The sequence below is a fragment of the Photobacterium alginatilyticum genome, from assembly GCF_009910675.1.
Lineage (GTDB): Bacteria > Pseudomonadota > Gammaproteobacteria > Enterobacterales > Vibrionaceae > Photobacterium > Photobacterium alginatilyticum.
In genome coordinates, this window is record NZ_RSEJ01000029.1 from 45,125 (window position 1) to 68,522 (window position 23,398).

Below are 23,398 nucleotides of genomic sequence, written 5' to 3' on the forward strand. Positions count from 1 at the left end.
AAAAACCTCATCAATTAATCCTTTGCCGTCAAGATTACTAGATGGCGCTCACCTTCTAGCTCAGGGACTTGCAAAGATTTGACCTCAGTCACAGAACACCACTCCGGCAGCTCTACGACCTCTTGTTGATTAAACTGTCCTTTCAGCGCCATAAAACACCCGTTCGTGTTCGGCAGGTGATGGCACCAGGACACCATATCATTCATCGACGCAAATGCACGGCTCAAGACGGCATCAAAACCGACTTCGGGCTGAAACTCCTCAACCCGGCTCTGCACCGGCGTCACATTCTCGATGCCCAGCTCATGGATCACCTGGCGAATAAAGCGAATTCGCTTGCCCAGGCTATCGAGCAGGGTAAAGTCCTTGTCCGGATTCATAATCGCCAGCGGGATCCCCGGCAAGCCAGGTCCCGTACCGACATCGATAAAGCGCTCACCGTCAAGGTGAGTGCTTACCACAATACTATCCATAATATGTTTCACCAACATATCCTGGGGATCGCGAACAGAGGTCAGATTATACGCTTTGTTCCACTTGTGCAGCAGGGCAACATAACCGACCAGTTGCTCCACTTGCTGATCTGTGACCTCGAGGTCAGTTTGCGCGATCAGTTGCGCCAAACGTTGTTTCACCGGTGACTCCTATTCGCCTTTCTTAAGCATGCCTTGTTTTTTCAGGTAAACCAACAGCAGGGAAATTGCCGCCGGCGTAATGCCCGAGATCCGTGATGCCTGGCCGATAGTTTCCGGCTTGGCATCATTGAGTTTTGCTATGACCTCGTTAGACAGGCCCTTCACCACGCTATAATCCAGCTCAAACGGTAGCTTGGTGTTTTCATGGCGCAGGGATTTTTCGACCTCGTCTTTCTGGCGATCGATATAACCCTGGTATTTCACCTGGATTTCAACTTGCTCGCTCGCCTGAGCATCATCGTGGGCCGGGGCAAAGGCCTCGATGGCCGTCAGCTGCTCATAGGTCACCTCGGGACGGCGCAGAAGATCCTCACCGCTGGCCTCGCGGGCGATCGGTGTCTTGAGGATCGTGTTCAGCGCCTCGGCATGATCCGATGCCGGATTGATCCAGATATCTTTCAGACGCTGGCGCTCCTGCGCCATGTTCTCGATCTTCTGGTTGAAGCGAGCCCAGCGCTCGTCGTCGACCAGACCAAACTCACGGCCAATTTCGGTTAGGCGCAAGTCGGCATTGTCTTCGCGCAGCAGCAGACGGTATTCGGCACGTGAGGTAAACATGCGGTACGGCTCTTTGGTACCCATGGTCGAGAGATCGTCGATCAGAACCCCCATATAGGCCTGATCACGACGCGGGCTCCAACCTTCTTTGTCCTGTGCCAGCAATGCGGCATTCATACCGGCCAGCAAGCCCTGCGCGGCGGCTTCCTCATAGCCTGTTGTACCGTTGATTTGTCCGGCAAAGAACAGGCCCTGGATAAACTTGGTTTCAAATGTCTGTTTCAAATCGCGCGGATCGAAGAAATCATATTCAATCGCATAACCCGGGCGGACAATCGCCGCATTCTCGAAGCCCTTCATCGAACGTACGATTTGCATCTGAACATCAAACGGCAGGCTGGTCGAGATGCCGTTCGGGTACAGCTCATGGGTTGTCAGGCCTTCCGGCTCGATAAAGATCTGGTGGCTGTTCTTGTCGGCAAACCGCATCACCTTGTCTTCAATCGACGGGCAGTAGCGCGGGCCGATACCTTCTATCACACCGGAATACATCGGGCTGCGATCGAGGTTATTGCGGATCACCTCATGGGTCTGCTCGTTGGTATGGGTGATGTAACACGGGATCTGACGCGGATGATCCGATGCCTTGCCCATGAACGAGAACAGCGGCGTCGGGTTGTCACCATGCTGGGCCTGTAGCTGGCCAAAGTCAACGGTGCGGGCATCAATCCGTGGTGGTGTACCAGTTTTCAGGCGGTCAACACGGAACGGTAGTTCACGCAGGCGAGATGCCAGGGCGATCGACGGTGGATCCCCGGCACGGCCACCGCTGTAGTTTTCCAGTCCGATGTGGATCTTGCCGCCAAGGAAAGTGCCAACAGTCAGCACGACGGCCTTGCCGCGGAATTTCAATCCCATTTCGGTGATCACACCAACCACACGATCGTTTTCAACGATCAGGTCATCCACGGACTGCTGGAACAACATCAGGTTAGGCTGGTTTTCCAGTTTTTCACGTACGGCAGCCTTGTACAGGGCACGATCTGCCTGGGCACGTGTCGCCCGGACTGCTGGTCCTTTGGAGGAGTTCAGGGTTCTGAACTGGATCCCGCCCTTGTCAATCGCCTGAGCCATCAGGCCGCCGAGGGCATCAACTTCTTTAACCAGGTGTCCTTTCCCGATCCCGCCAATGGCAGGGTTGCAAGACATCTGTCCCAACGTATCGATGTTATGCGTCAAAAGTAAGGTTTTTTGTCCCATTCGGGCTGCTGCCAACGCGGCCTCAGTGCCGGCATGGCCACCACCAACCACGATGACATCAAAATTTTCCTGGTAAAACATGAAACTACCTCAGGTATTCGAAATTGCCAGTACGTATCTGCGAGCAAAGGTGGATTATTCTATCCTTTTTCCGTGGAAGAGAGAATCTTTAGTGAAGATCATTTGATCAAGAAGAAAGGCTTCTTTAAATATATATAAGATCTTTTTAAAGAGATCTTCTGTTAGATCTATTATATAGATCCCCCGATCGTGTGGATAACCGTTAAATGATCCTAATGATCATGGTGTTAGAGAGGATCATTTGCTGTGGAGCAGCTTGGATCTCTACAAGGATTAGCTGGGATCAAAATAGCTACTTATCAACAGGGCTGTGAGGGGGATAAACTTATTCAATGGATAACTATGGGTTGATCACCGTTTAGATCTATAGTTATCCACAGAAAAAAGTTTAAAAAAGGCGAAAATATTGAGTAATTTTCGCCGGAATTTTATTCACAGAGGGTGTTTTTCCAGGTTTCCAGCCACAGTTCGGCAGGATCTTCAGGGACGGGATCCTGGGAAACATCGATATCAAGCCGCTCTCCGAGACGGGTTGCCCCAAGCGATGCGAGCTGCTGATCGAGGTTTTTGGCCGCGGCGCAGAAGGTGTCATAGCTGCTGTCGCCAAGCCCGACGATCCCGTACTGCAATGTCGACAAATCGGGTTTCTGGCTGGTGAGCTGCTCGATAAACGGCTGGATGTTGTCCGGAAACTCACCGGCACCATGGGTCGAGCAGACGAGTAGCCAGATATGGTCGGTGGAAAGCTGTTCGAGGTCGGCTTGATTGATGATGTCTGTGCTGTGGCCGTGTTGTTCCAGCAATTCGCTGAGATGGTCGGCAACATATTCAGCACCGCCGAGGGTACTGCCGGTGATCAAGGTGATATAGCGCATGGTCTCTCTGTCCGTTTAGATATTCACAACAAATCTATACACAGCATTGTACTGCTTCAGAACAGGGAGGAAAGCATGATCTTGCTGGAGAGGGGATCTTTATTGAAGGGTTATGCACAGCCTGTCCCGGGGATCCGGAACAGGCTAGGGGGGCGATCGCGTTGTGGGATCTGCTATTTACCGATACAGAACGAGGTAAAGATCCGGCCGAGAAGATCGTCAGAGGTGAATTCGCCGGTGATCTCGCTCAGGTGCTGCTGGGCGAGGCGCAGCTCCTCGGCCAGTATTTCTCCGGCCATGAAGCCCTCTAGCTGGTCTTTGCCGGTCTCGAGGTGTTCTGCCGCGCGTTCCAGGGCCTCCAGGTGGCGACGTCGGGCCATGAAGCCGCCTTCGGTGGTACCGGCAAAGCCCATACATTCCTTCAAGTGCTCGCGCAGGCTGTCGACCCCGGCGCCGGTGCGTGCCGACAGGCGGATCAGGGTCGGGTTGTTGACATGGCAGATCCCGGCTTCCTCGTGGGTCAGTTCGACTTTGTTGCGGATCACCGTCAGGCCCATGCTGTCTGGCAGGCGTTCGATGAAATCCGGCCAAATCTCTTTGGGATCGATGGCATCGGTGGTGGTGCCGTCAACCATGAACAGTACGCGGTCGGCCTGCTGGATTTCCTCCCACGCGCGCTCGATACCGATACGCTCGACTTCGTCGGTCGCTTCGCGCAGGCCGGCGGTATCAATGATATGCAGGGGCATGCCATCAATATGGATATGTTCGCGCAGTACGTCACGGGTGGTGCCGGCGATATCGGTGACAATGGCCGAATCCTTGCCGGACAGGGCATTGAGCAGGCTGGACTTGCCGGCGTTAGGGCGACCGGCGATAACCACCTTCATCCCTTCGCGCATGATCGCTCCCTGATTGGCTTCACGGCGCACGGCATCGAGGCGTTCGATGATACCGTTGAGATCGCCGCTGACCTTGCCGTCAGACAGGAAGTCGATTTCTTCTTCCGGAAAGTCGATAGCGGCTTCGACATAGATCCTCAGATGGATGAGCGCCTCCACCAGCTCGTTGACCCGGCCCGAGAAGGCACCCTGTAGCGACTGGAAGGCGCTTTTGGCGGCTTCCTCCGAGCTGGCGTCAATCAGGTCGGCAATCGCCTCTGCCTGCGCCAGGTCGAGCTTGTCGTTCATAAATGCGCGTTCGGAAAATTCCCCCGGACGCGCCGGGCGGATACCATCAATTTTCAGGATACGCTTGATCATCATATCCATCAGTACCGGGCCGCCGTGGCCCTGTAGCTCCAGCACATCCTCACCGGTAAAGGAGTTCGGTCCCTTGAAGAATAAAGCGATGCCCTGATCCAGTGCGTTACCGTCCTCGTTTTTGAACGGTAGGTATTCGGCATAACGGGTTTTGAGTTCACGGCCGGCTACCGCGAGTGCGACCTCGTTGGCTTTTGGGCCCGAGACGCGAATAATGCCGACGCCGCCACGGCCCGGAGGGGTAGCTTGCGCAACAATGGTATCAGTATGTTCGATCATAATTTTGGCTTTGCTTTGTAAATTCGCTGCAATTGTAAACAGAGTCGGTGGGAAAACCTAGTAATAGCTTAGATGGTTGGCTGCGAGGCAGGTTTGCTTCGCTGCGACACAGTGGCATAACGTAAAAAGGCGGCCATTGGCCGCCTTTGGGGAGTTCATGGGGTCACATTACTTCGAATGCAGCCCTTTCTTCTCGAGTGAACGGTAGATCAGCGTCTGCTGGATCAGGGTCACGACGTTAGATACCAGCCAGTAAAGGACCAGACCTGACGGGAAGAACAGGAAGAAGAAGGTAAACATCACCGGCATGAAGGTCATGATCTTCTGCTGCATCGGGTCGGTCACCGTGGTCGGGCTCATTTTCTGGATCATGAACATCGACACACCCATCAGGATCGGCAGGATGTAGTACGGGTCCTGTGCTGACAGATCGTGGATCCAGCCAAAGAAAGGTGAATGACGCAGTTCGACAGACTCCATCAGTGACCAGTACAGGGCAATGAAGATAGGCATCTGTAGCAAGATTGGCAGACAGCCACCCAGTGGGTTCACTTTCTCTTTCTTGTACAGTTCCATCATTTCCTGGCTCATACGCTGGCGATCGTCGCCCAGACGCTCGCGCATTGCCTGCAGTTTAGGCTGCAGCATACGCATTTTGGCCATTGAGGTGTACTGAGCCTTGGTCAGCGGGTACATCGCACCACGGACAATAAAGGTCAGCATCATGATCGCCACACCCCAGTTCACAACGATGCCCTGGATGAACGACAGTAGCATGTGAAGCGGGCTGGCGATAAACCATAGCCAGCCGTAGTCGACGGTCAGGTTCAGGTTAGGCGCGGTGGCTTCCATCTGATCCTGCAGTTTAGGACCGACCCACAGAGTGGCAGTTAGTGTCTGCTCGCTACCTGCAGGAACCGTGGTTGCAGGCATACGTACACCGATGTAACCCTGGCCGTTGCCGGTACGGGTGTACAGGTTGGTGGCTTCGTCGGTACGCGGGATCCACGCCGAGACGAAGTAGTGCTGCATCATTGCCGCCCAGCCCTGGTTGGCGATAGTCAGGTTCAGGTTCTTGTCCTGCATATCTTCAAAGCTGTACTTCTTGTATTTGGTATCGTCAGCCGAGTAAGCACCACCGCGGTAGGTCGGCATCGTCAGGCTGCCGCCGTCATCCATCAGGTTCTGCTTCAGCTGGGCATACATCTGAACGCTTGCCGGTGCTGCTGACTGGTTGTTGATGCTGTATTCAACATCAACGGCGTAGCTGCCGCGCTTAAGGACGAAAGTCTTAGTGTACTGGATGCCGTCTTTTTCATACGTCATCGGTACGCGCAGCTCATCCTGGCCGTCGGCGAGGGTAAAGCTGTCTGCATCAACCACTAGCTGGGCACGGCCGGCGGTGGTATCGATACCGTTGGCACCGATAAGGCCAGATTGCGCCGTATAGCTGTGGCCCTGCTCGTTTTTCAGAAGAACAAACGGGTCTTCTGAATTGAGTTCGTTGTCGTAAGCCAGCAATTGGGCTTCGATCACATCGCCACCAAGCGTATCGACAGTAAGCGCCAGTACATCTGTATTGATGGTGATTAGATTGTCGGATGTGCTTTGTTCAGTGATCGGCTGGCCGTCAGCTGAATGTGAAGGAACATCACCACTTGTGTTGACTTGTTGCGCTACACCCTGTCCTTGTGGTTGAGGGGCGTTGTCCATGTTCCACTGCTGATACAGCAGGAACGAGACGAACAGTAGGGCAATTAACAGAATATTGCGTTGGGAATCCATCGTTACTTATCTCTGTCGTTATGCTTGGTTGGCGGAACGGGGTCATAACCACCGTCGGTTAAAGGATGACATCTTAATAGACGTTTCGCTGCGAACCAACAACCTTTTATCGCTCCATGCGCTTTTATTGCTTCAATTGCGTATTGGGAACATGTTGGGGTATAGCGACAGCGTGGTCCAATAAGCGGACTTATTGCCAGTTGGTAAAAGCGGACTAGTCCAACGACTAGCCACGCGAAGGGCGAGACAGGCGATGCCATAGTTTATCTAGCAATTTAAAGAGCTCTTCGTTGCTCAGCTCACTGGCGCTTTTCCTGGCGATAACGACAAAATCTTTGGCTGGCAGATCGGCTTGCTTGAGGCGGAAGCTTTCACGCACGATGCGCTTGAACTTATTTCTGCCAACAGCAGTTTTGATCTGTTTTTTGGGAACAGCCAAGCCGAGACGGGGATGATTAAGGTCGTTGTTACGGGCAAGAATAGTTAAGTGGGGAGAGCCAGCACGGTGAGCTTGCTGGAAGACTTTTTTATAATGTTCGGGAGTTAACAAACGTAACTCCCGAGCGAAAGCGAGCTTATTCAAAATAATCAAAGATTACTTAGAAAGACGCTTACGGCCTTTAGCGCGACGTGCGTTGATTACAGCGCGACCGTTCTTAGTAGCCATGCGTGCACGGAAACCGTGGCTACGCTTGCGCTTTAGAACTGAAGGTTGAAAAGTGCGTTTCATGGTTTTACCTTAAATTAACTGATCAGTTTTTAAGTTTGTTACTGAGTTTCCGACTGCGAACAACCGGTACCTCTAAACAAAGAGGCGGAATTGTAATCACTGACCTCTAAATAGTCAATAATTATACCCGTTGTTAGCAACGGGCGCTGAATTATACTTCTTGTGTCGCTGAGTGCAAGGATCCTTCGCGGATCCCAACCTTATTCAGGAACTTTTGTAGTCGAGGATCCTGCGGGTTGGTGAAGATCTGCTCTGGCGGTCCTTGTTCGACGAACCCACCGTCGGCCATAAAGATCACCCGATCAGCGACTTCGCGGGCAAATTGCATCTCGTGAGTGACCACCAGCATGGTCTGGTGGCGGGTCGCCAGTTTCTGCATCAAGGTCAGTACTTCGCCGACCCATTCCGGATCCAGCGCCGATGTCGGCTCGTCAAACAGCAGCAAATCGGCCTCCAGGGCCATGGCACGGCCGATGCCGACCCGTTGCTGCTGGCCGCCGGACAGGGCGGCGGGATAGTGTTCTCCCTTGTCGCCGAGGCCTATATCATCAAGAATCTGCTGCGCGCGCTGAAAGGCGTCGTCTTTTTTCCAGCCTTTTACCGTGATCAACCCTTCGGCGATATTCTGCTTCGCCGTCAGGTGCGCAAACAAGGCATAGTTCTGGAACACAAACCCGGTTTTGCGGCGCAGGGCAATGATATCGCTCTTGGCGGCCTGCTGGCTGTCAATGGTGACATCCCCGATAGTAATGTGGCCGCGGTTGGCTGTTTCAAGAAAGTTGATACAGCGCAGCAGGGTGGATTTTCCCGTACCCGACGGACCGATCACTACGACGATTTCGCCTTTCTCTATGGTCAGGTCAATGCCGGAAAAGATGGTGGCGTCGCCAAAGCGCTTGGCGAGATTGTTAAGCTTGATCATCGTGTGTATGCCTTGTTGAGTTTTGCTTCCGCCCAGTTCTGGATCCGGGTCAGTACCAATACCATCCCCCAGTAAATGAGGGCGACGGCCAGAAAAGCCTCGAAGAACTTGAAGCTTGAGGAGGCTTCCATCTGGGCCTTGGCCATAATTTCCGCCACACCCAGTGTAAAGGCCAGTGACGTTGATTTAATCATGTCGATGAAGTAGTTCATCAGCGAGGGCAGGGCGACCCGGGTTGCCTGCGGCAGAATGATCCGTCTCATGGCCTGCAGGCCGGTCATCCCGATCGACAGGCTTGCCTCCATCTGGCTGCGGTCAATCCCGATGATGGCAGCACGGATACTCTCCGCCTTGTACGCGGCAAAATGCAGGCTCAGGCCGATGACTGCGGCGCTGAAGGCGTCAAGGCCGACAAAAACAGGGAACACCTGCGGCAGGCCATAGTAGAGCAAAAAAAGCTGAACCAGCAGCGGGGTGCCGCGGAAGAAGCTGATGTAGAGCTGGCTGAGCTGATCCAGTACCGGCAGCTTGTACACTCTGACCAGCGCCAGCGTCACAGCAATGACCAAGGCAAAAAGCAAACCCCAGACAGCCATATTCAACGTCGTACCCAGGTACTTCAGGAGAATAGGCAGCAGCGATAACATGTAGTCAAAATCAAAGCCCATGTGGATAAGAGTTCCGTTATTGAGGGGTGAATAAGCGACAAAGACCCACCTTGCGGTGAGCCTTTAAGTATATGGATATTTAGAGGGAAACGTCGTCAGCGATATTACTGGGTGATATCGGCATCAAACCATTTCACTGAAATTTCTGCCAGGGTACCGTCTTCGCGCATGGCCTTGAGGGCCTTGTTCACTTCGCCACGTAGCTTTTCGCCTTTTTCGCCCTTGATGAACGGCCAGGCATTCTCGATACGCTCGAACGGTTCGCCGGCCAGCTGCAGCGGCAGGTTGGCCTTTTTGATCAGCTCGACAGATGACAGGCGGTCCATCACAAAGGCATCGGTACGGCCAAGGGCAACATCGTGCTCGATACCGGTATCGTAGGTCTTGATATTGATCTTGCCGTCTTTATCCAGCTCGCGCAGCAACTGCTCGTAGTTGGAACCCAGGTTGACCCCGACAGTCTTGCCGTTGAGATCATCGGTGCTTTTGATGCTGTCGTTACCCTTGCGCACGACCAGCTGGGCACCATCGACCACATACGGATCGGCAAACAGGTACTTGGCCTTGCGCTCGTCGGTCATGGTGATTTGGTTGGAGATGGTATCGATACGGCCGGTTTCCAGCAGACCGAACAGGCCCGAGAAGCTGGCGGTCACAAATTCGACGTTATAGTCGTTGCGTTTACCAATTTCGTTCCACAGGTCGACCTCAAAGCCCTGAAGCTGATCTTGTTTTACAAAGGTAAACGGGAAGTAGCGTCCTGACATGCCGACTTTCACGTCTGTGGCGGCCATGGCAGCCTGGCTTGCTGTCAAAGTCAGTGCGACAGCTGTGAATGTTGTTTTTATCCAGCTTTTCATCCTGTTTACTCCTCAGATGGCTGTGATGATGCTCTGTTTTTCACATCCTATATGCTGATATCTGCTTTTTTTAAATAACTTGGAGTTATTTCAAATAACCAATTGTTCGTAGGTAACGGTTACATGCTGTTAATAGCTTTGTGGGTAAGGGCTGGTAAAATTGTGCTGATCTCGGGTTTTATTGTGCGATCTATGTGAATAAGTCTGATCTTATTCACCGGATCTGCGATCTCTTTGCTGGCGATCCTGAGCCAGCAGGTATAAAATTGCATCCCTTTTCGTGTTTTGTTATTCAGTGTGGAGTCGAGCTTGTCATCTTCGCTTTGGTTGCAGTGCCTTCAACGCCTTCAGGAAGAACTCCCTGCAACAGAATTCAGTATGTGGGTTCGACCGCTTCAGGCCGAGTTGAACGATAATACGCTGACCTTGTTTGCGCCTAACCGTTTTGTGCTTGATTGGGTACGGGATAAGTACCTCAACAATATTAACCGGCTGCTGAATGAATTTTGCGGCAACGATGTACCGATCCTGCGATTTGAGGTCGGTAGCCGCCCGGTCACCGTGCCGCCGCCACCTCAGCCTGCAGCCTCGGTGCCGGTTGTTGAGCCGGCAGTCCCGCAGATGGTGGACGATACGCCGCCGCGTACTTGGGAGCCTGCACCGTCACCGGTCCAGCCCGAGTCTCAGTCCGGCTACCGGTCGAACGTGAACCCCAAGCATAACTTCAACAATTTTGTTGAGGGTAAGTCGAACCAGCTGGGACTGGCCGCTTGCCGCCAGGTGGCGGATAATCCGGGCGCCGCCTATAATCCGCTGTTTTTATATGGCGGAACCGGTCTGGGTAAAACGCACCTTTTACATGCAGTTGGCAATGCCATTGCCGATCGCAAGCCTAATGCCCGGGTTGTCTATATGCATTCCGAGCGTTTTGTCCAGGATATGGTCAAGGCCCTGCAGAACAATGCGATTGAAGAGTTCAAGCGCTATTACCGTAGCGTCGATGCCCTGCTGATCGATGATATTCAGTTCTTTGCCAACAAAGAGCGATCGCAGGAGGAGTTTTTCCACACCTTTAATGCCCTGCTTGAAGGTAACCAGCAGATCATCCTGACCTCTGACCGCTATCCGCGCGAGATCAACGGTGTTGAAGATCGTCTGAAGTCCCGCTTTGGCTGGGGGCTGACGGTGGCGATTGAGCCGCCGGAGCTGGAAACCCGGGTCGCCATTTTGATGAAAAAGGCCGAGGATCACCATATCCGCCTGGCCGACGAAGTGGCCTTCTTTATAGCCAAGCGCCTGCGCTCCAATGTCCGTGAACTGGAAGGGGCCCTGAACCGGGTGATAGCCAACGCCAACTTTACCGGCCGTGCCATAACCATTGACTTTGTCCGTGAGGCATTGCGCGATTTGCTGGCGCTGCAGGAAAAACTGGTAACGATCGATAATATCCAGAAGACCGTGGCCGAATACTATAAAATAAAGATGGCTGATATGCTGTCCAAGCGCCGTTCCCGCTCCGTTGCCCGTCCGCGCCAGATGGCGATGGCACTGGCCAAGGAGCTGACCAACCATAGCCTGCCGGAAATCGGCGATGCCTTTGGTGGTCGTGACCATACTACGGTGCTCCATGCCTGCCGCAAAATCGAGCAGCTGCGTGAAGAAAGCCACGATATAAAAGAAGATTATTCAAACCTAATTAGAACATTGTCGTCTTGATATGAAATTTACCGTCGAACGCGAACATTTATTAAAGCCGCTGCAGCAGGTGTCTGGTGCACTTGGCGGCCGTCCTTCATTACCGATCCTGGGCAATATTCTGCTTCAGGTCGAAGAAGGCTGCCTGTCGATGACAGGCACCGATTTGGAAGTCGAGCTGGTTGCCAAGCTGGCACTGGAAGCTGATTTTGAGCCTGGGGCGGTAACTGTCCCGTCGCGTAAGTTTCTCGACATTTGTCGCGGCCTGCCTGATAGCGCCAATATCGTTGTTGCCCTGGAAGGCGACCGGGTGATCATTCGCTCCGGCCGCAGCCGTTATTCCCTGTCGACGCTGCCTGCCGCGGATTTCCCGAATATTGATGACTGGCAAAGCGAGGTTGAGCTGACGCTACCGCAAGGGCGGATGCGCCAGCTGATCGACAGCACCCAGTTCTCGATGGCGCATCAGGATGTTCGTTATTACCTTAACGGCATGCTGTTTGAAACCGAGGGCAAGAACCTGCGTTCGGTCGCGACCGATGGCCACCGTATGGCGGTATGTGCCATTGAGCTGGATCAGGAGCAGCCTTCCAAGCAGATCATTGTGCCGCGCAAAGGGGTGCTGGAGCTGGTTCGCTTGCTGGATACGCCGGATGCCATGGTCGATATCCAGATTGGCAACTCGAACCTGCGCGCGGTGGTGAATAACTTTGTCTTTACCTCCAAGCTGGTCGACGGACGTTTTCCTGACTATCGCCGCGTCATGCCGCAAAACAGTACCAAGTTTGTCGAGGCGAGCTGTGACGAGCTGAAAAAAGCGTTCTCCCGTGCGGCTATCTTGTCGAACGAAAAATTCCGCGGGGTTCGCGTTAACCTGTCCAACGGCGAGATGCGTATTACCGCCAATAACCCTGAGCAGGAAGAAGCCGAAGAGTTCCTTGATGTCGACTACCAGGGCGAGGATCTGGAGATCGGCTTCAACGTCAGCTATGTACTCGACGTGCTTAATACCCTTAAGTGCGAGCAGGTGCGTTGGTCGCTGACCGATGCCAACGCCAGTGCGCTGGTTGAAGACAGCGCCAGTGACGAAGCCATGTATGTCGTGATGCCAATCAGACTCTAAGGCATGGCACTTACTCGTCTTATTGTAAAAGACTTCCGCAATATTGAAGCTTGCGACTTATCCTTGTCGGCAAGCTTTAATTTTCTGGTCGGTGCCAACGGCAGTGGCAAAACTAGTGTGCTAGAAGCGCTACATTACCTCGGACACGGTCGCTCGTTTCGCAGCCACCTGACGGGGAGGGTGATCCGCCATGAACAGCAGGAGCTGTTTGTCCATGGCCGGTTGCAAACCGATGGCGAGCTGGAGCTGCCGCTCGGGATCAATAAAAAGCGCGACGGCACTACCGAGGTCAAGATCGGTGGCGAAGGTGGACAGAAACTGGCGCAGCTGGCACAGGTGCTGCCGCTGCAGTTGATCACACCGGAAGGGTTCGAATTGCTGATTGGTGGTCCCAAATACCGCCGCTCATTTATTGACTGGGGCGTTTTTCATGTCGAGCCCCAGTTTTATCATGCCTGGAGCCGGGTCAAGCGATTGACCAAGCAGCGCAATGCACTGCTAAAGACAGCTCGTAGCTATCGCGAACTGAGCTACTGGGATCAGGAACTGGCGGTACTGGCTGAAGAGATCAGCGAGTGGCGCAGCCTGTATCTTGAGGCAGTGAAGCGAAAGGCCGCAGAGATCTGCCAGGGCTTTTTGCCTGAATTTGATATCCAGCTGGGGTATTACCGCGGCTGGGAAAAAGACACCCCGTATGCCGAGCTGCTAACACGCAATTTTGAGCGTGATTGCCAGCTGGGCTATACCGCAAGCGGGCCGCACAAGGCTGACTTGCGGATCAAAGTTGCCGGTACTCCCGTCGAGGATGTTCTGTCTCGCGGGCAGCTGAAGCTGATGGTATGTGCCTTGCGTCTGGCGCAGGGGCTGCACCTCACAGAAGCAACCGGCAAGCAGTGTATATATTTAATTGATGATTTTGCTTCCGAGCTGGATAGCCATAGGCGTGCGCTTCTTGCGCAACGGTTAAAGGAAACCAACGCCCAGGTTTTCATTAGTGCAATTAGTCGCGACCAAATTGCGGAAATGCATGATGAAAATGGCAAGATGTTTCATGTGGAACACGGTAAAATAACCGCAGGATAATTTAAGCGAGAGTAACTCAATGTCCAACAACTACGATTCATCAAGTATTAAGGTACTAAAAGGCCTTGATGCGGTACGTAAGCGCCCAGGGATGTACATTGGCGATACCGATGACGGTACTGGCTTGCACCATATGGTGTTTGAGGTCGTCGATAACTCAATCGATGAAGCTCTTGCTGGCCACTGTGAAGATATCATTGTCACCATCCATGAAGACGGCTCTGTTTCAGTGAGTGATGATGGTCGTGGTATTCCGACAGACATGCACCCCGAGGAAGGGGTTTCAGCAGCAGAAGTTATCATGACCGTCCTGCACGCAGGCGGTAAGTTTGATGATAACTCTTATAAAGTCTCGGGCGGTCTGCACGGGGTAGGTGTCTCGGTGGTGAATGCGCTGTCCGAGAAAGTTGAACTGACTATCCACCGCAAGGGCTCTATTCACCAGCAGGTTTACCGCCATGGTGAACCGGAAGCGCCGTTGGCTGTTATCGGCGATACCGAGAAAACCGGTACTCGCATCCGTTTCTGGCCAAGCGATGAGACGTTCTCCAATATTGAATTTCAATATGAAATCCTGGCCAAGCGCCTGCGCGAACTGTCCTTCCTGAACTCAGGCGTATCTATCAAGCTTAATGACGAGCGCGAGGAAGGCAAACAAGACCACTTTATGTATGAAGGTGGTATCCAGGCGTTTGTCGAGCACCTGAACCGTAACAAGACGCCAATTCATCCGAAAGTTTTCCATTTCGACTTCGAGCGTGAAGATGGCATTTCGGTAGAAGTAGCGATGCAGTGGAACGATGGTTTCCAGGAAAATATCTACTGCTTTACCAACAATATCCCGCAGCGTGATGGCGGTACCCACCTTGCCGGTTTCCGTGGCGCATTGACGCGTACGTTGAATAACTTCATGGACAAGGAAGGCTATTCGAAGAAAGCCAAGACGGCGACGTCTGGCGATGATGCCCGCGAAGGTCTGACGGCGGTGGTATCGGTTAAAGTGCCGGATCCAAAATTTTCTAGCCAGACCAAAGACAAGCTGGTATCGAGCGAAGTGAAGCCTGCGGTTGAATCGGCGATGGGTGAGAAACTTGGCGAGTTCCTGCTGGAAAACCCAAGCGATGCAAAGACGGTTTGTACCAAAATTATCGATGCCTCCCGTGCCCGTGAAGCGGCCCGTAAAGCTCGCGAGATGACACGCCGTAAAGGTGCGTTGGACCTGGCGGGTCTGCCGGGCAAGCTGGCTGACTGCCAGGAGAAAGATCCTGCGCTGTCTGAACTCTACATAGTGGAGGGTGACTCTGCGGGCGGTTCCGCCAAGCAGGGCCGCAACCGTAAGAACCAGGCGATCTTGCCGCTTAAAGGTAAAATTCTGAACGTTGAGAAGGCACGCTTTGACAAGATGCTGTCTTCGCAGGAAGTCGCCACGCTGATCACTGCCATGGGCTGTGGTATCGGTCGCGATGAGTACAACCCGGACAAACTGCGTTACCACAACATCATCATCATGACCGATGCCGATGTCGATGGCTCGCACATCCGTACCCTGCTGTTGACGTTCTTCTATCGTCAAATGCCGGAGCTGATCGAGCGCGGCCATATCTACATTGCTCAGCCACCACTGTATAAAGTGAAGAAGGGCAAGCAAGAGCAGTACATCAAAGATGATGAAGACATGAACCAGTATCAGGTTGCCCTGGCGCTGGATAATGCCGCGCTGTTTGCCGCCGAAGGTGCGCCAGCAGTTTCTGGCCTGGCTCTTGAAGAGTTAGTGAAGCAGTTTAACAGTGCCAACAAGCTGGTGGATCGCATGAGCCGCCGCTACCCGACATTGTTGCTGAACGAGTTTATCTACCAGCCTCGCTTGAACGTCGATGCCTTGAGTCAGCAGGCTGATGTTGAAGCCTGGACTCAGCCGTTAGTTGCTGCGCTGAACGACAAGCAGTCTGGTGAAAGCAAGTACAACTTCGAAGTGATCCGCGACGAAGAAAACAATGTGTGGTTGCCGAAAGTGGTTGTCCGTACCCACGGTGTTGATCATGAGTACGTATTGAGCTTTGATTTGCTGAATTCGAAAGAGTATAGCAAGCTGGCAGATCTGTCCGAGGCACTGCACAACCTGCTAGACGATACGGCATATGTTCAACGTGGCGAGCGTAAGCAGCCGGTGAGCAGCTTCAAGGAAGCATTGGACTGGCTGATTAAAGAGTCACGCCGTGGCCTGTCATTACAGCGATACAAAGGTCTGGGTGAGATGAACCCAGAGCAGCTATGGGAAACCACCATGGATCCTGAATCTCGCCGTATGATGCAGGTAACCATCAACGATGCCGTTGCGGCTGACGAGCTGTTCACGACACTGATGGGCGATCAGGTTGAGCCTCGTCGTCACTTCATCGAAGAGAATGCTCTGAACGCGAACTTGGACGTGTAGTCTGAGTTGTTGTTCGCTTTTTTAAAAACGCCGCGTAATGCGGCGTTTTTTTATACCTGTAGTTTGGTATTGGAGGCTGGAGATTATTTCGCGATACCGCCCATTCCTTCTTGCTCACTGTGAGGCCTGTTATGTTCTCTGCAGCCATAGGGTTGAAAAAGGCAGTCATCTCCCTTGGTTAAGGGCGCTGAAAAATATTTCAAAAAAAAGAGGGCGAACACTTGGAAAGTAAATTGGCTGTCCCTATATCTATTAATGAAGCGCATGGTGCCAAAGATTGGGCCTGCAATCGGTTTGTCCCTCAGAGGGAAAACCACTTCAACGACAACATATCGTTATTTTATTGCTTCTAAAGAAGGATAGTTAATATGCGTAATCTAGATTTCACTCCTCTATACCGTTCTGCTATTGGTTTTGATCGTCTGTTTAACCAGATGGAAAAGAATGTCAGTAATGCCAATACGGGTTATCCTCCGTATAACATTGAGCAGCAGGATGAGAATCACTACCGTATCACCATGGCTGTCGCTGGCTTTGCCGAAGAGCAGTTGGATATCACCCAGCAACAGAACAAGCTGATTGTTCGTGGTACCCGCGAAGCCGAAAAGGATGAGCGTCAATACCTGTATCAGGGCATTGCCGAACGCGATTTCGAACGTAAATTCCAGCTGGCTGACTACGTCAAAGTCATTGGTGCCGGAATGGAAAACGGTTTACTGCACATTGATCTCGAGCGCGAGATCCCGGAAGAGCAGAAGCCGCGCAAGATTGCGATCAACGGTCATCGTTTGCTTGAAAACGAGTAATATCGTTCCTATGTCCATCTGGTAACGGACATCGTGGTGCAACAGGAGTGAAGGTCAGCCAAGTGCTGGCCTTTTTGATGTTGCCTCTCACCTTTACTCCATTATTGTTTTCGCGCTGTACTCAACGGTTATTTCTTCCTTTGGTTCTGGTGGTTGTGAGGATAGGAGTTCGTAGTGCTGGCTTGTCGAGGGGATCCTGTTTGCAGGCTTTACGCGCTATGATTACAAGAGTTGTTTCACGTGAAACGCTTTCATATTCCTATTTGTTCAGTCGAGATCGCTATGGCCGGAAAAACACGTTACATCACCACGGATCTGGATATTTTTTCGAATCGGGACTTGTCTGAGCTAGCGGCATTCTTTCAAGACGTAACCTGCATCCTTCATTGCGGATGGCGTAGTGATGATGTCTTTCATTTATGCCTTGAACCTAATTCTGATAGCGAGAACAAACTCGGGGAAGATTTGGAAAACCTGTTATCGGCTGTTGAGCAGTTGCCCGGTGAACTAAGCACTCTGTGGCGATCGGCAAGCGAAGTCGATTTCAATATTGGCGTCGAAACAGGGGACTGTCACGGCCACAACATGAAAGTATCCGCCAGGCACCTTGAGCGTATTGCCAGACTGAACGGCACCTTGAGTATAACGACCTATCCGGCGGAGTGAGCATGAAATGATAAGCGCTGCCAGGTGGCAGCGCTAAATTTCCTAACGAGGTTTTGTTTTCTTGCCGGCTAGAGTAGGTCTGACGCTAGGTGCAAAGTAAGCCTTAGCTGGCTTATTGACCTTGGTAGGCTTTGGTCACTTCCTCTGCGATGACTGCAATACCTCTCTCCATGTCCTCGTCGTTCTGGACATAGTTCATTCTCAGGCATTCATGACCATGGCTCCAGTCATCATCAAGCCCGATAAAGAAATACTCTCCCGGCACAATGAGTACGCCGCGGGCTTTCAGTCGGCGGTAAAGTTCCATCGTGGTGATAGGTAGATCTTTAAACCATAACCACAGGAACATTGCTCCTTCGGGCTTGTGGATCCTGAAGCGCTCGTCAGTAATGGCTGACTGCAATAGCTCAACGGCATGTTGTGACTTACGAAGGTAGAACGGCTTGATCACCTGCTCACTGAGACGAAGCAGATCCTGCTTTTCGATCATCTTATTGACAATGGCCGGGCCGACGCTGCCGGGTGCCAGGCTGAGTACACCATTCATATTGGTGATGGCCGTGGTGATTTCCTCGCTAGCTACTACGATGCCACAACGTACCCCGGGCAGGCCAAGCTTGGACAGGCTCATACAGAGGATGGTGTTGTCATTCCAAAATGGTGTGACGTCCTCGAAAATGATGTCGGGGAACGGCATGCCGTAGGCGTTATCAATGATCAACGGAATGTTATGTTCGCGTGCTAACTCATCAAGGTGCTTGATCTCTTCATCCGTCAGTACATTCCCGGTTGGATTAGTTGGACGAGAGGCGCAAATAGCACCGATGCTGCTGTCGACTTTCAGCTTTTTGAAGTCGATGTGGTATTTGAACAAACCGTTCTCTAGCAGGGTGATTTCCGGGGGATAGGAGACGAACATGTCTTCACTGAGCCCTGAGTCACCATAGCCAATATATTCCGGGGCTAAAGGAAGCAGTATTTTCTTCCGGCTACCGTCACCAAATTCACCGGCGAGTAAATTGAACAAGTTAAAGAAAGCACTTTGACTGCCATTGGTCAGCGAGATGTTTTTAGCGCTGATATCCCAGCCGTAGGTGTCACGCAGCAGGTCGGCGAGGGTACTGATAAAGGTATTTTTGCCTTGCGGGCCATCATAGTTGGTCAGTGCCGCTGCCAGCTCGCCGGTTGCTACCATTTCTCCGCTCAGCTGGTTAAAGTACTCGACCATCTCAGGAATTTGAGCAGGGTTGCCGCCACCGAGCATGATGGCGTCAGGGTTGCGCAAGCCGTCGTTTAAATCGTCCATTAGCTGGGTGATTCCAGAATAACGGGCAAACTTGTCTCCGAATGTAGAAAACTCCATGTTTACTTCCGACCTCAGTCTATTGTTCTTATCTTTGGTGATATTGCTACTGTATAGCTTATGTACAGATTTCAACATACCTCATTGTGCTGATAAGGGAAAGACTAAGCCAATTGCTTTATGTCTTATGGGCTAGCTTTAGTGTCGTAGAACGAATGGGTGAGGGCTAGTGCCGTTCGGACGGTGTTTCACGTGAAACGAAATGGGCCGGTAATCACAAAGCAGGGGCGAATAACAGGTATAAAAAAACCCCACGCATGTGCATGGGGTTTGCGTATTTCGAACCAGGTTATTTCTGCAGAAGAGAAATATCCGCAACCTTCAGGAACTCGTTACGTAGCAGGCTAAGCATAGTCAGACGGTTCACTTTCAGCTTCTCGTCATCAGCCATAACCATTACGTTATCGAAGAAGGCATCAACGGCTTCACGCAGTGTTGCCAGCTCAGACAGAGCTTGCTGGTAGTTGCCTTCGGCAAAGACCGGCGCAAGCGCTGCTAGCTTGGCCTCAACTTTTTCCGCCAGTGCTTTTTCGGCGTCTTCAACCAACAGGCTGCTATCGATCGCGGTTGGTAGTTCACCATCGAATTTCGCCAGGATATTACCAACACGCTTGTTCGCTGCAGCCAGAGACTCGGCTGCTTCCAGTGAACGGAAGTGGGTAACCGCTTTGACACGCTTGTCGAAGTCAGATGGTTGAGTTGGGCGACGAGCCAGAACGGCCTGAATCGCATCCACGCTATGGCCTTCATCTTGATACCATGCACGGAAACGACCAAGCATGAAGTCGATAACATCGGCTTCAACGTTGTGGTTGGTGATCTTGGCACCGAACAGCTCTTTGGCCTTAGTGATCAGCGCTACCAGATCAAGGTTGTAGCCTTTCTCTACCATGATGCGAAGTGCACCAAGTGCAGCTCGGCGAAGTGCGAACGGGTCGTTGGCACCTTTCGGGTGCTGACCGATACCGAAGATACCAACCAGGGTATCCATCTTGTCTGCCAGGGCTACTGCAGCAGCAACAGCAGACTGCGGAAGCTCGTCACCGGCGAAACGAGGCATGTACTGCTCGTTCAGTGCCACCGCAACATCTTCATGCTCACCGTCAAGGCGCGCATAGTGCATGCCCATTACACCCTGCGTATCCGTAAACTCGAATACCATAGAGGTCATCAGGTCGCACTTGGACAGCAGGCCAGCGCGTTCTGCGTGCTCGACATCTGCACCAATCAGGTTGGCGATGAAGCCGGCCATCGCCGTGATGCGGTCAGTCTTGTCGCGAAGGGTGCCCAGTTGTTTCTGGAACAGTACGGTTTCTAACTCTGGCAGGCGTTCAATCAGCGGACGCTTGCGGTCAGTGTTGAAGAAGAACTCGGCATCTGCCAGGCGAGGGCGTACAACCTTCTCGTTACCTTCGATGATCTGACGTGGGTCTTTCGACTCAATGTTAGAAACAAAGATAAACTTAGGAACCAGGTTGCCTTCGGCATCATAGACTGGGAAGTACTTCTGATCGCCTTTCATGGTGTAAACCAGGGCTTCAGAAGGAACGTTGAGGAAGTCTTCCTCGAAAGAGGCTGTCAGTACAACCGGCCACTCGACCAATGAAGTCACTTCTTCAACCAGCTCGTCTTCAAGGTCGGCAATTCCGCCAACTTCCTCTGCTGCTTTCTTGGCATCGGCGAGGATAATGGCTTTACGCGCTTCGTAATCTGCCATGACCTTACCACGCTCTTCGAGAATCGCAGGGTACTGATCGGCGTTGTCGATGGTAAACTCAGCTTCGCCCATAAAGCGGTGACCGCGGATAACACGGCCTGATTGTGCACCCAGGATCGTACCTTCAATCAGCTCTTCGCCCAGTAGCATTGTCAGGGTTTTTACCGGACGGATGAACTGGGTATCGCTGTCCCCCCAGCGCATTGGCTTAGGGATAGGCAGTTTGGCAAGTGCCGCAGCTGCAAGGCCACATAGCAATGCCTGAGCTGGCTGGCCTTTGACTTCCTGCTTGTACAGCAGCCATTCGCCTTTGTCTGTTTTCAGGCGCTCTGCCTGATCGACGCTGATGCCATTACCCCGTGCCCAGCCTTGTGCCGCTTTGGTCGGGTTGCCTTCGGCATCAAATGCAGAGCTAATCGCCGGGCCTCGTTTTTCAACGATTTTATCGGCCTGACCTGCAGCCAGTGCTGTTACTTTCAACGCCAGACGGCGAGGGGCGGCAAACCACTCCACGCCTTGATGCGCCAGATCGGCGCCTTTTAGTTCGGCTTCAAAGTTTGCCGCAAATGCTTCGGCAAGGGTACGCAGTGCTTTTGGTGGTAGCTCTTCGGTACCTAGCTCAATAAGGAAATTCTTGTCGGTCATGCGATACCCTTATTTGTCTTTTTTGCACATAGGGAAGCCAAGGGCTTCACGAGATGCGTAGTAAGCTTCAGCAACCTGTTTGGTCAGGTTACGGATACGCAGGATATAGCGCTGACGCTCGGTCACCGAGATAGCTTTGCGTGCATCGAGTAGGTTGAAGGCATGACCTGCTTTCAGAATTCGCTCGTAGGCAGGCAATGGCAGCGGCTGCTCCAGTGCCAGAAGATCCTGACACTCTTTCTCGCACTGATCGAAGAAGGTGAATAGGAAATCTACGTCTGCGTGTTCAAAGTTGTAGGTTGACTGCTCGACTTCGTTCTGGTGGAAAATGTCACCGTATGTGACTTTACCCAGTGGACCGTCGGTCCATACAAGATCGTAAACAGAATCGACGCCCTGGATATACATTGCCAGACGCTCGATACCGTAAGTGATTTCACCGGTAACCGGCTTACATTCAAGGCCACCAACCTGCTGGAAGTAAGTGAACTGGGTCACTTCCATACCATTTAGCCAGACTTCCCAACCAAGTCCCCAGGCGCCCAGAGTCGGGTTCTCCCAGTTATCCTCGACAAAACGGATGTCGTGAACTGTGGTGTCGATACCGAGTACTTCTAGTGAGCCTAGGTACAGTTCCTGGATATTGTCTGGTGATGGCTTGATGATCACCTGGAACTGATAGTAGTGCTGCAGGCGGTTCGGGTTTTCACCGTAACGGCCGTCCGTCGGGCGGCGAGATGGTTGTACATACGCTGCTGCAATAGGTTCTGGACCCAGAGCTCGTAGACATGTCATTGGGTGAGAGGTACCTGCACCAACTTCCATGTCTAAAGGTTGCACAATGGTACAACCTTGCTGGCCCCAGTAATCCTGCAGCGCGAGGATCATGCCCTGAAAGGTTTTAATATCGTATTTCTGCATTGTCAGCTTCGCGAGATTAGTGGATTAAAAAGTCATTTGAGTAACAATCCAGTATACCTCGCATGGCATTTGCCGAGTAGGGCCATTGCATGCTTTTTGCTCATCTTTGATTAATTTGCTTAAAATAGTTGGGAAATCCGGTAAGGTCGTTGCGGGATGATGAATTTGACATTGTCCTGATGTACTGGTTTTTTCTCTCTATACAATATTCAGGCTCCTGTCTGTGCCGTATGCTATACAGTTACAGTTTATGGCCGATACAATCACATCGATACGAAATCGAGAATAAATGGACAAAACAATGGACTTCAATTTTTCGCTAGCGTCCGGTAAATGGATGCGACATGTAATTTTTGCTACTGCGACAGCTATGGTTGCTTCCGGTTGTTCGACAGTGAATCCTTACACAGGGGAAGAGCAGACAGCCAAGGCGACGAGTGGTGCGCTGATCGGCGCTGTTGCCGGTGCGGCAATTGGTGTGGCTTCTTCCGGTAAGAGTGACCGTGGGAAAGGTGCCCTGATTGGTGCCGCGTCCGGTGCCGCACTGGGTGGTGGTATTGGTTACTATATGGATGTTCAGGAAGCTGAGCTTCGCCAGCAGCTGCAATCTACCGGCATCAGCGTGACGCGTGACGGTGACAACATTGTTCTGAATATGCCGAACGAGATTACGTTCGGTGTTGATCAGACAGATCTCAGCTCCCGGGCCAAGAAAGCCCTATATAATGTAGCGCTGGTTGCCAAGGAATACGACAAGACCATCCTTAACGTATACGGGTTCACCGACAGCAGCGGTAAAGAGTCGTATAACTTGCGTCTGTCGCAGGTACGCGCCAGTGAAGTGAGCAACTACCTGATCCGCGAGGGTGTTGTGGCTAACCGAGTGGTGACCAAGGGGATGGGTGAGTCTCACCCGATTGCGTCTAACAGCACCAAGCAAGGCCGTGCAGAAAACCGCCGTGTTGAAATTGTGCTGACACCGGCATCGTAATTTCGCCTACCTCTATGTTGCTGGCGCATACACGCCAGC

The 23,398-nt window shown here is 52.3% G+C and carries 21 protein-coding genes; 7 read left to right on the forward strand and 14 right to left on the reverse strand.

The window, feature by feature from the left end; all coding sequences use genetic code 11:
• Positions 1–14: 14 nt before the first annotated feature.
• From rsmG to EIZ48_RS22675, 11 genes are all read right to left on the reverse strand, one after another.
• On the reverse strand, positions 15–635 hold the full coding sequence (gene rsmG / locus EIZ48_RS22625; protein WP_160656656.1) for a 16S rRNA (guanine(527)-N(7))-methyltransferase RsmG: 621 nt from the start codon (positions 633–635) through the stop codon (positions 15–17).
• Between the two features lie 9 nt (positions 636–644).
• Positions 645–2,534 (reverse strand): tRNA uridine-5-carboxymethylaminomethyl(34) synthesis enzyme MnmG, encoded by a 1,890-nt coding sequence (gene mnmG, locus EIZ48_RS22630; RefSeq protein ID WP_160656659.1) that lies wholly within the window; start codon positions 2,532–2,534, stop codon positions 645–647.
• A gap of 428 nt (positions 2,535–2,962) precedes the next feature.
• Positions 2,963–3,409, reverse strand: coding sequence for an FMN-binding protein MioC (gene mioC / locus EIZ48_RS22635; protein ID WP_160656662.1), 447 nt, complete (start codon positions 3,407–3,409; stop codon positions 2,963–2,965).
• 173 nt (positions 3,410–3,582) lie between these two features.
• Positions 3,583–4,950, reverse strand: coding sequence for a tRNA uridine-5-carboxymethylaminomethyl(34) synthesis GTPase MnmE (gene mnmE, locus EIZ48_RS22640; RefSeq protein ID WP_160656665.1), 1,368 nt, complete (start codon positions 4,948–4,950; stop codon positions 3,583–3,585).
• A 168-nt stretch (positions 4,951–5,118) separates the two neighbouring features.
• Positions 5,119–6,735: a membrane protein insertase YidC gene (gene yidC / locus EIZ48_RS22645; RefSeq protein ID WP_075762023.1), complete on the reverse strand. Its 1,617-nt coding sequence runs from the start codon at positions 6,733–6,735 to the stop codon at positions 5,119–5,121.
• A gap of 2 nt (positions 6,736–6,737) precedes the next feature.
• On the reverse strand, positions 6,738–6,995 hold the full coding sequence (gene yidD, locus EIZ48_RS22650) for a membrane protein insertion efficiency factor YidD (protein ID WP_075762024.1): 258 nt from the start codon (positions 6,993–6,995) through the stop codon (positions 6,738–6,740).
• Positions 6,962–7,318: a ribonuclease P protein component gene (rnpA, locus tag EIZ48_RS22655; RefSeq protein ID WP_075762051.1), complete on the reverse strand. Its 357-nt coding sequence runs from the start codon at positions 7,316–7,318 to the stop codon at positions 6,962–6,964. Before rnpA ends, yidD begins: the two co-directional genes overlap by 34 nt.
• Before the next feature lie 12 nt (positions 7,319–7,330).
• The gene (gene rpmH, locus EIZ48_RS22660) at positions 7,331–7,465 is read right to left on the reverse strand and encodes a 50S ribosomal protein L34 (protein WP_075762025.1); all 135 of its coding nucleotides are present in this window, start codon (positions 7,463–7,465) and stop codon (positions 7,331–7,333) included.
• Between the two features lie 151 nt (positions 7,466–7,616).
• Positions 7,617–8,387, reverse strand: coding sequence for an amino acid ABC transporter ATP-binding protein (locus EIZ48_RS22665; protein ID WP_160656668.1), 771 nt, complete (start codon positions 8,385–8,387; stop codon positions 7,617–7,619).
• Positions 8,384–9,055 carry an amino acid ABC transporter permease gene (locus tag EIZ48_RS22670; protein WP_075762027.1) on the reverse strand — a complete coding sequence of 224 codons (672 nt, stop codon included), beginning with the start codon at positions 9,053–9,055 and terminating at the stop codon, positions 8,384–8,386. The genes EIZ48_RS22665 and EIZ48_RS22670 overlap by 4 nt, the downstream gene beginning before the upstream one ends.
• Before the next feature lie 104 nt (positions 9,056–9,159).
• Positions 9,160–9,915 carry an amino acid ABC transporter substrate-binding protein gene (locus tag EIZ48_RS22675; RefSeq protein ID WP_160656671.1) on the reverse strand — a complete coding sequence of 252 codons (756 nt, stop codon included), beginning with the start codon at positions 9,913–9,915 and terminating at the stop codon, positions 9,160–9,162.
• Between the two features lie 309 nt (positions 9,916–10,224).
• Between EIZ48_RS22675 and dnaA the strand changes: the two genes are divergently transcribed.
• From dnaA to EIZ48_RS22705, 6 genes are all read left to right on the forward strand, one after another.
• Complete coding sequence (gene dnaA / locus EIZ48_RS22680) at positions 10,225–11,631, forward strand: chromosomal replication initiator protein DnaA (protein WP_160656674.1); 1,407 nt, start codon at positions 10,225–10,227, stop codon at positions 11,629–11,631.
• A 1-nt stretch (position 11,632) separates the two neighbouring features.
• Positions 11,633–12,733 (forward strand): DNA polymerase III subunit beta, encoded by a 1,101-nt coding sequence (gene dnaN / locus EIZ48_RS22685; protein ID WP_160656677.1) that lies wholly within the window; start codon positions 11,633–11,635, stop codon positions 12,731–12,733.
• A gap of 3 nt (positions 12,734–12,736) precedes the next feature.
• Positions 12,737–13,816, forward strand: a complete 1,080-nt coding sequence (recF, locus tag EIZ48_RS22690) for a DNA replication/repair protein RecF (protein WP_160656680.1) — start codon at positions 12,737–12,739, stop codon at positions 13,814–13,816.
• 19 nt (positions 13,817–13,835) lie between these two features.
• Positions 13,836–16,250 carry a DNA topoisomerase (ATP-hydrolyzing) subunit B gene (gyrB, locus tag EIZ48_RS22695; RefSeq protein ID WP_160656683.1) on the forward strand — a complete coding sequence of 805 codons (2,415 nt, stop codon included), beginning with the start codon at positions 13,836–13,838 and terminating at the stop codon, positions 16,248–16,250.
• 368 nt (positions 16,251–16,618) lie between these two features.
• Positions 16,619–17,056, forward strand: coding sequence for a small heat shock chaperone IbpA (gene ibpA, locus EIZ48_RS22700; RefSeq protein WP_075762033.1), 438 nt, complete (start codon positions 16,619–16,621; stop codon positions 17,054–17,056).
• A 240-nt stretch (positions 17,057–17,296) separates the two neighbouring features.
• Entirely contained in the window at positions 17,297–17,722 is a 426-nt protein-coding gene (locus EIZ48_RS22705; RefSeq protein ID WP_160656685.1) for a hypothetical protein, read from the forward strand.
• 112 nt (positions 17,723–17,834) lie between these two features.
• Here the strand turns inward: EIZ48_RS22705 and EIZ48_RS22710 are convergent, their stop codons facing one another.
• The 3 genes from EIZ48_RS22710 to glyQ all read right to left on the reverse strand — a co-directional run bounded on the left by EIZ48_RS22710 (position 17,835) and on the right by glyQ (position 22,368).
• On the reverse strand, positions 17,835–19,085 hold the full coding sequence (locus EIZ48_RS22710; RefSeq protein WP_160656688.1) for a valine--pyruvate transaminase: 1,251 nt from the start codon (positions 19,083–19,085) through the stop codon (positions 17,835–17,837).
• A 289-nt stretch (positions 19,086–19,374) separates the two neighbouring features.
• Entirely contained in the window at positions 19,375–21,447 is a 2,073-nt protein-coding gene (gene glyS, locus EIZ48_RS22715; protein WP_160656690.1) for a glycine--tRNA ligase subunit beta, read from the reverse strand.
• Between the two features lie 9 nt (positions 21,448–21,456).
• Entirely contained in the window at positions 21,457–22,368 is a 912-nt protein-coding gene (gene glyQ / locus EIZ48_RS22720; protein ID WP_075762037.1) for a glycine--tRNA ligase subunit alpha, read from the reverse strand.
• A gap of 337 nt (positions 22,369–22,705) precedes the next feature.
• Between glyQ and EIZ48_RS22725 the strand changes: the two genes are divergently transcribed.
• Positions 22,706–23,359, forward strand: a complete 654-nt coding sequence (locus EIZ48_RS22725; RefSeq protein WP_075762052.1) for a YiaD family glycine zipper/OmpA-like lipoprotein — start codon at positions 22,706–22,708, stop codon at positions 23,357–23,359.
• Positions 23,360–23,398: the final 39 nt, after the last annotated feature.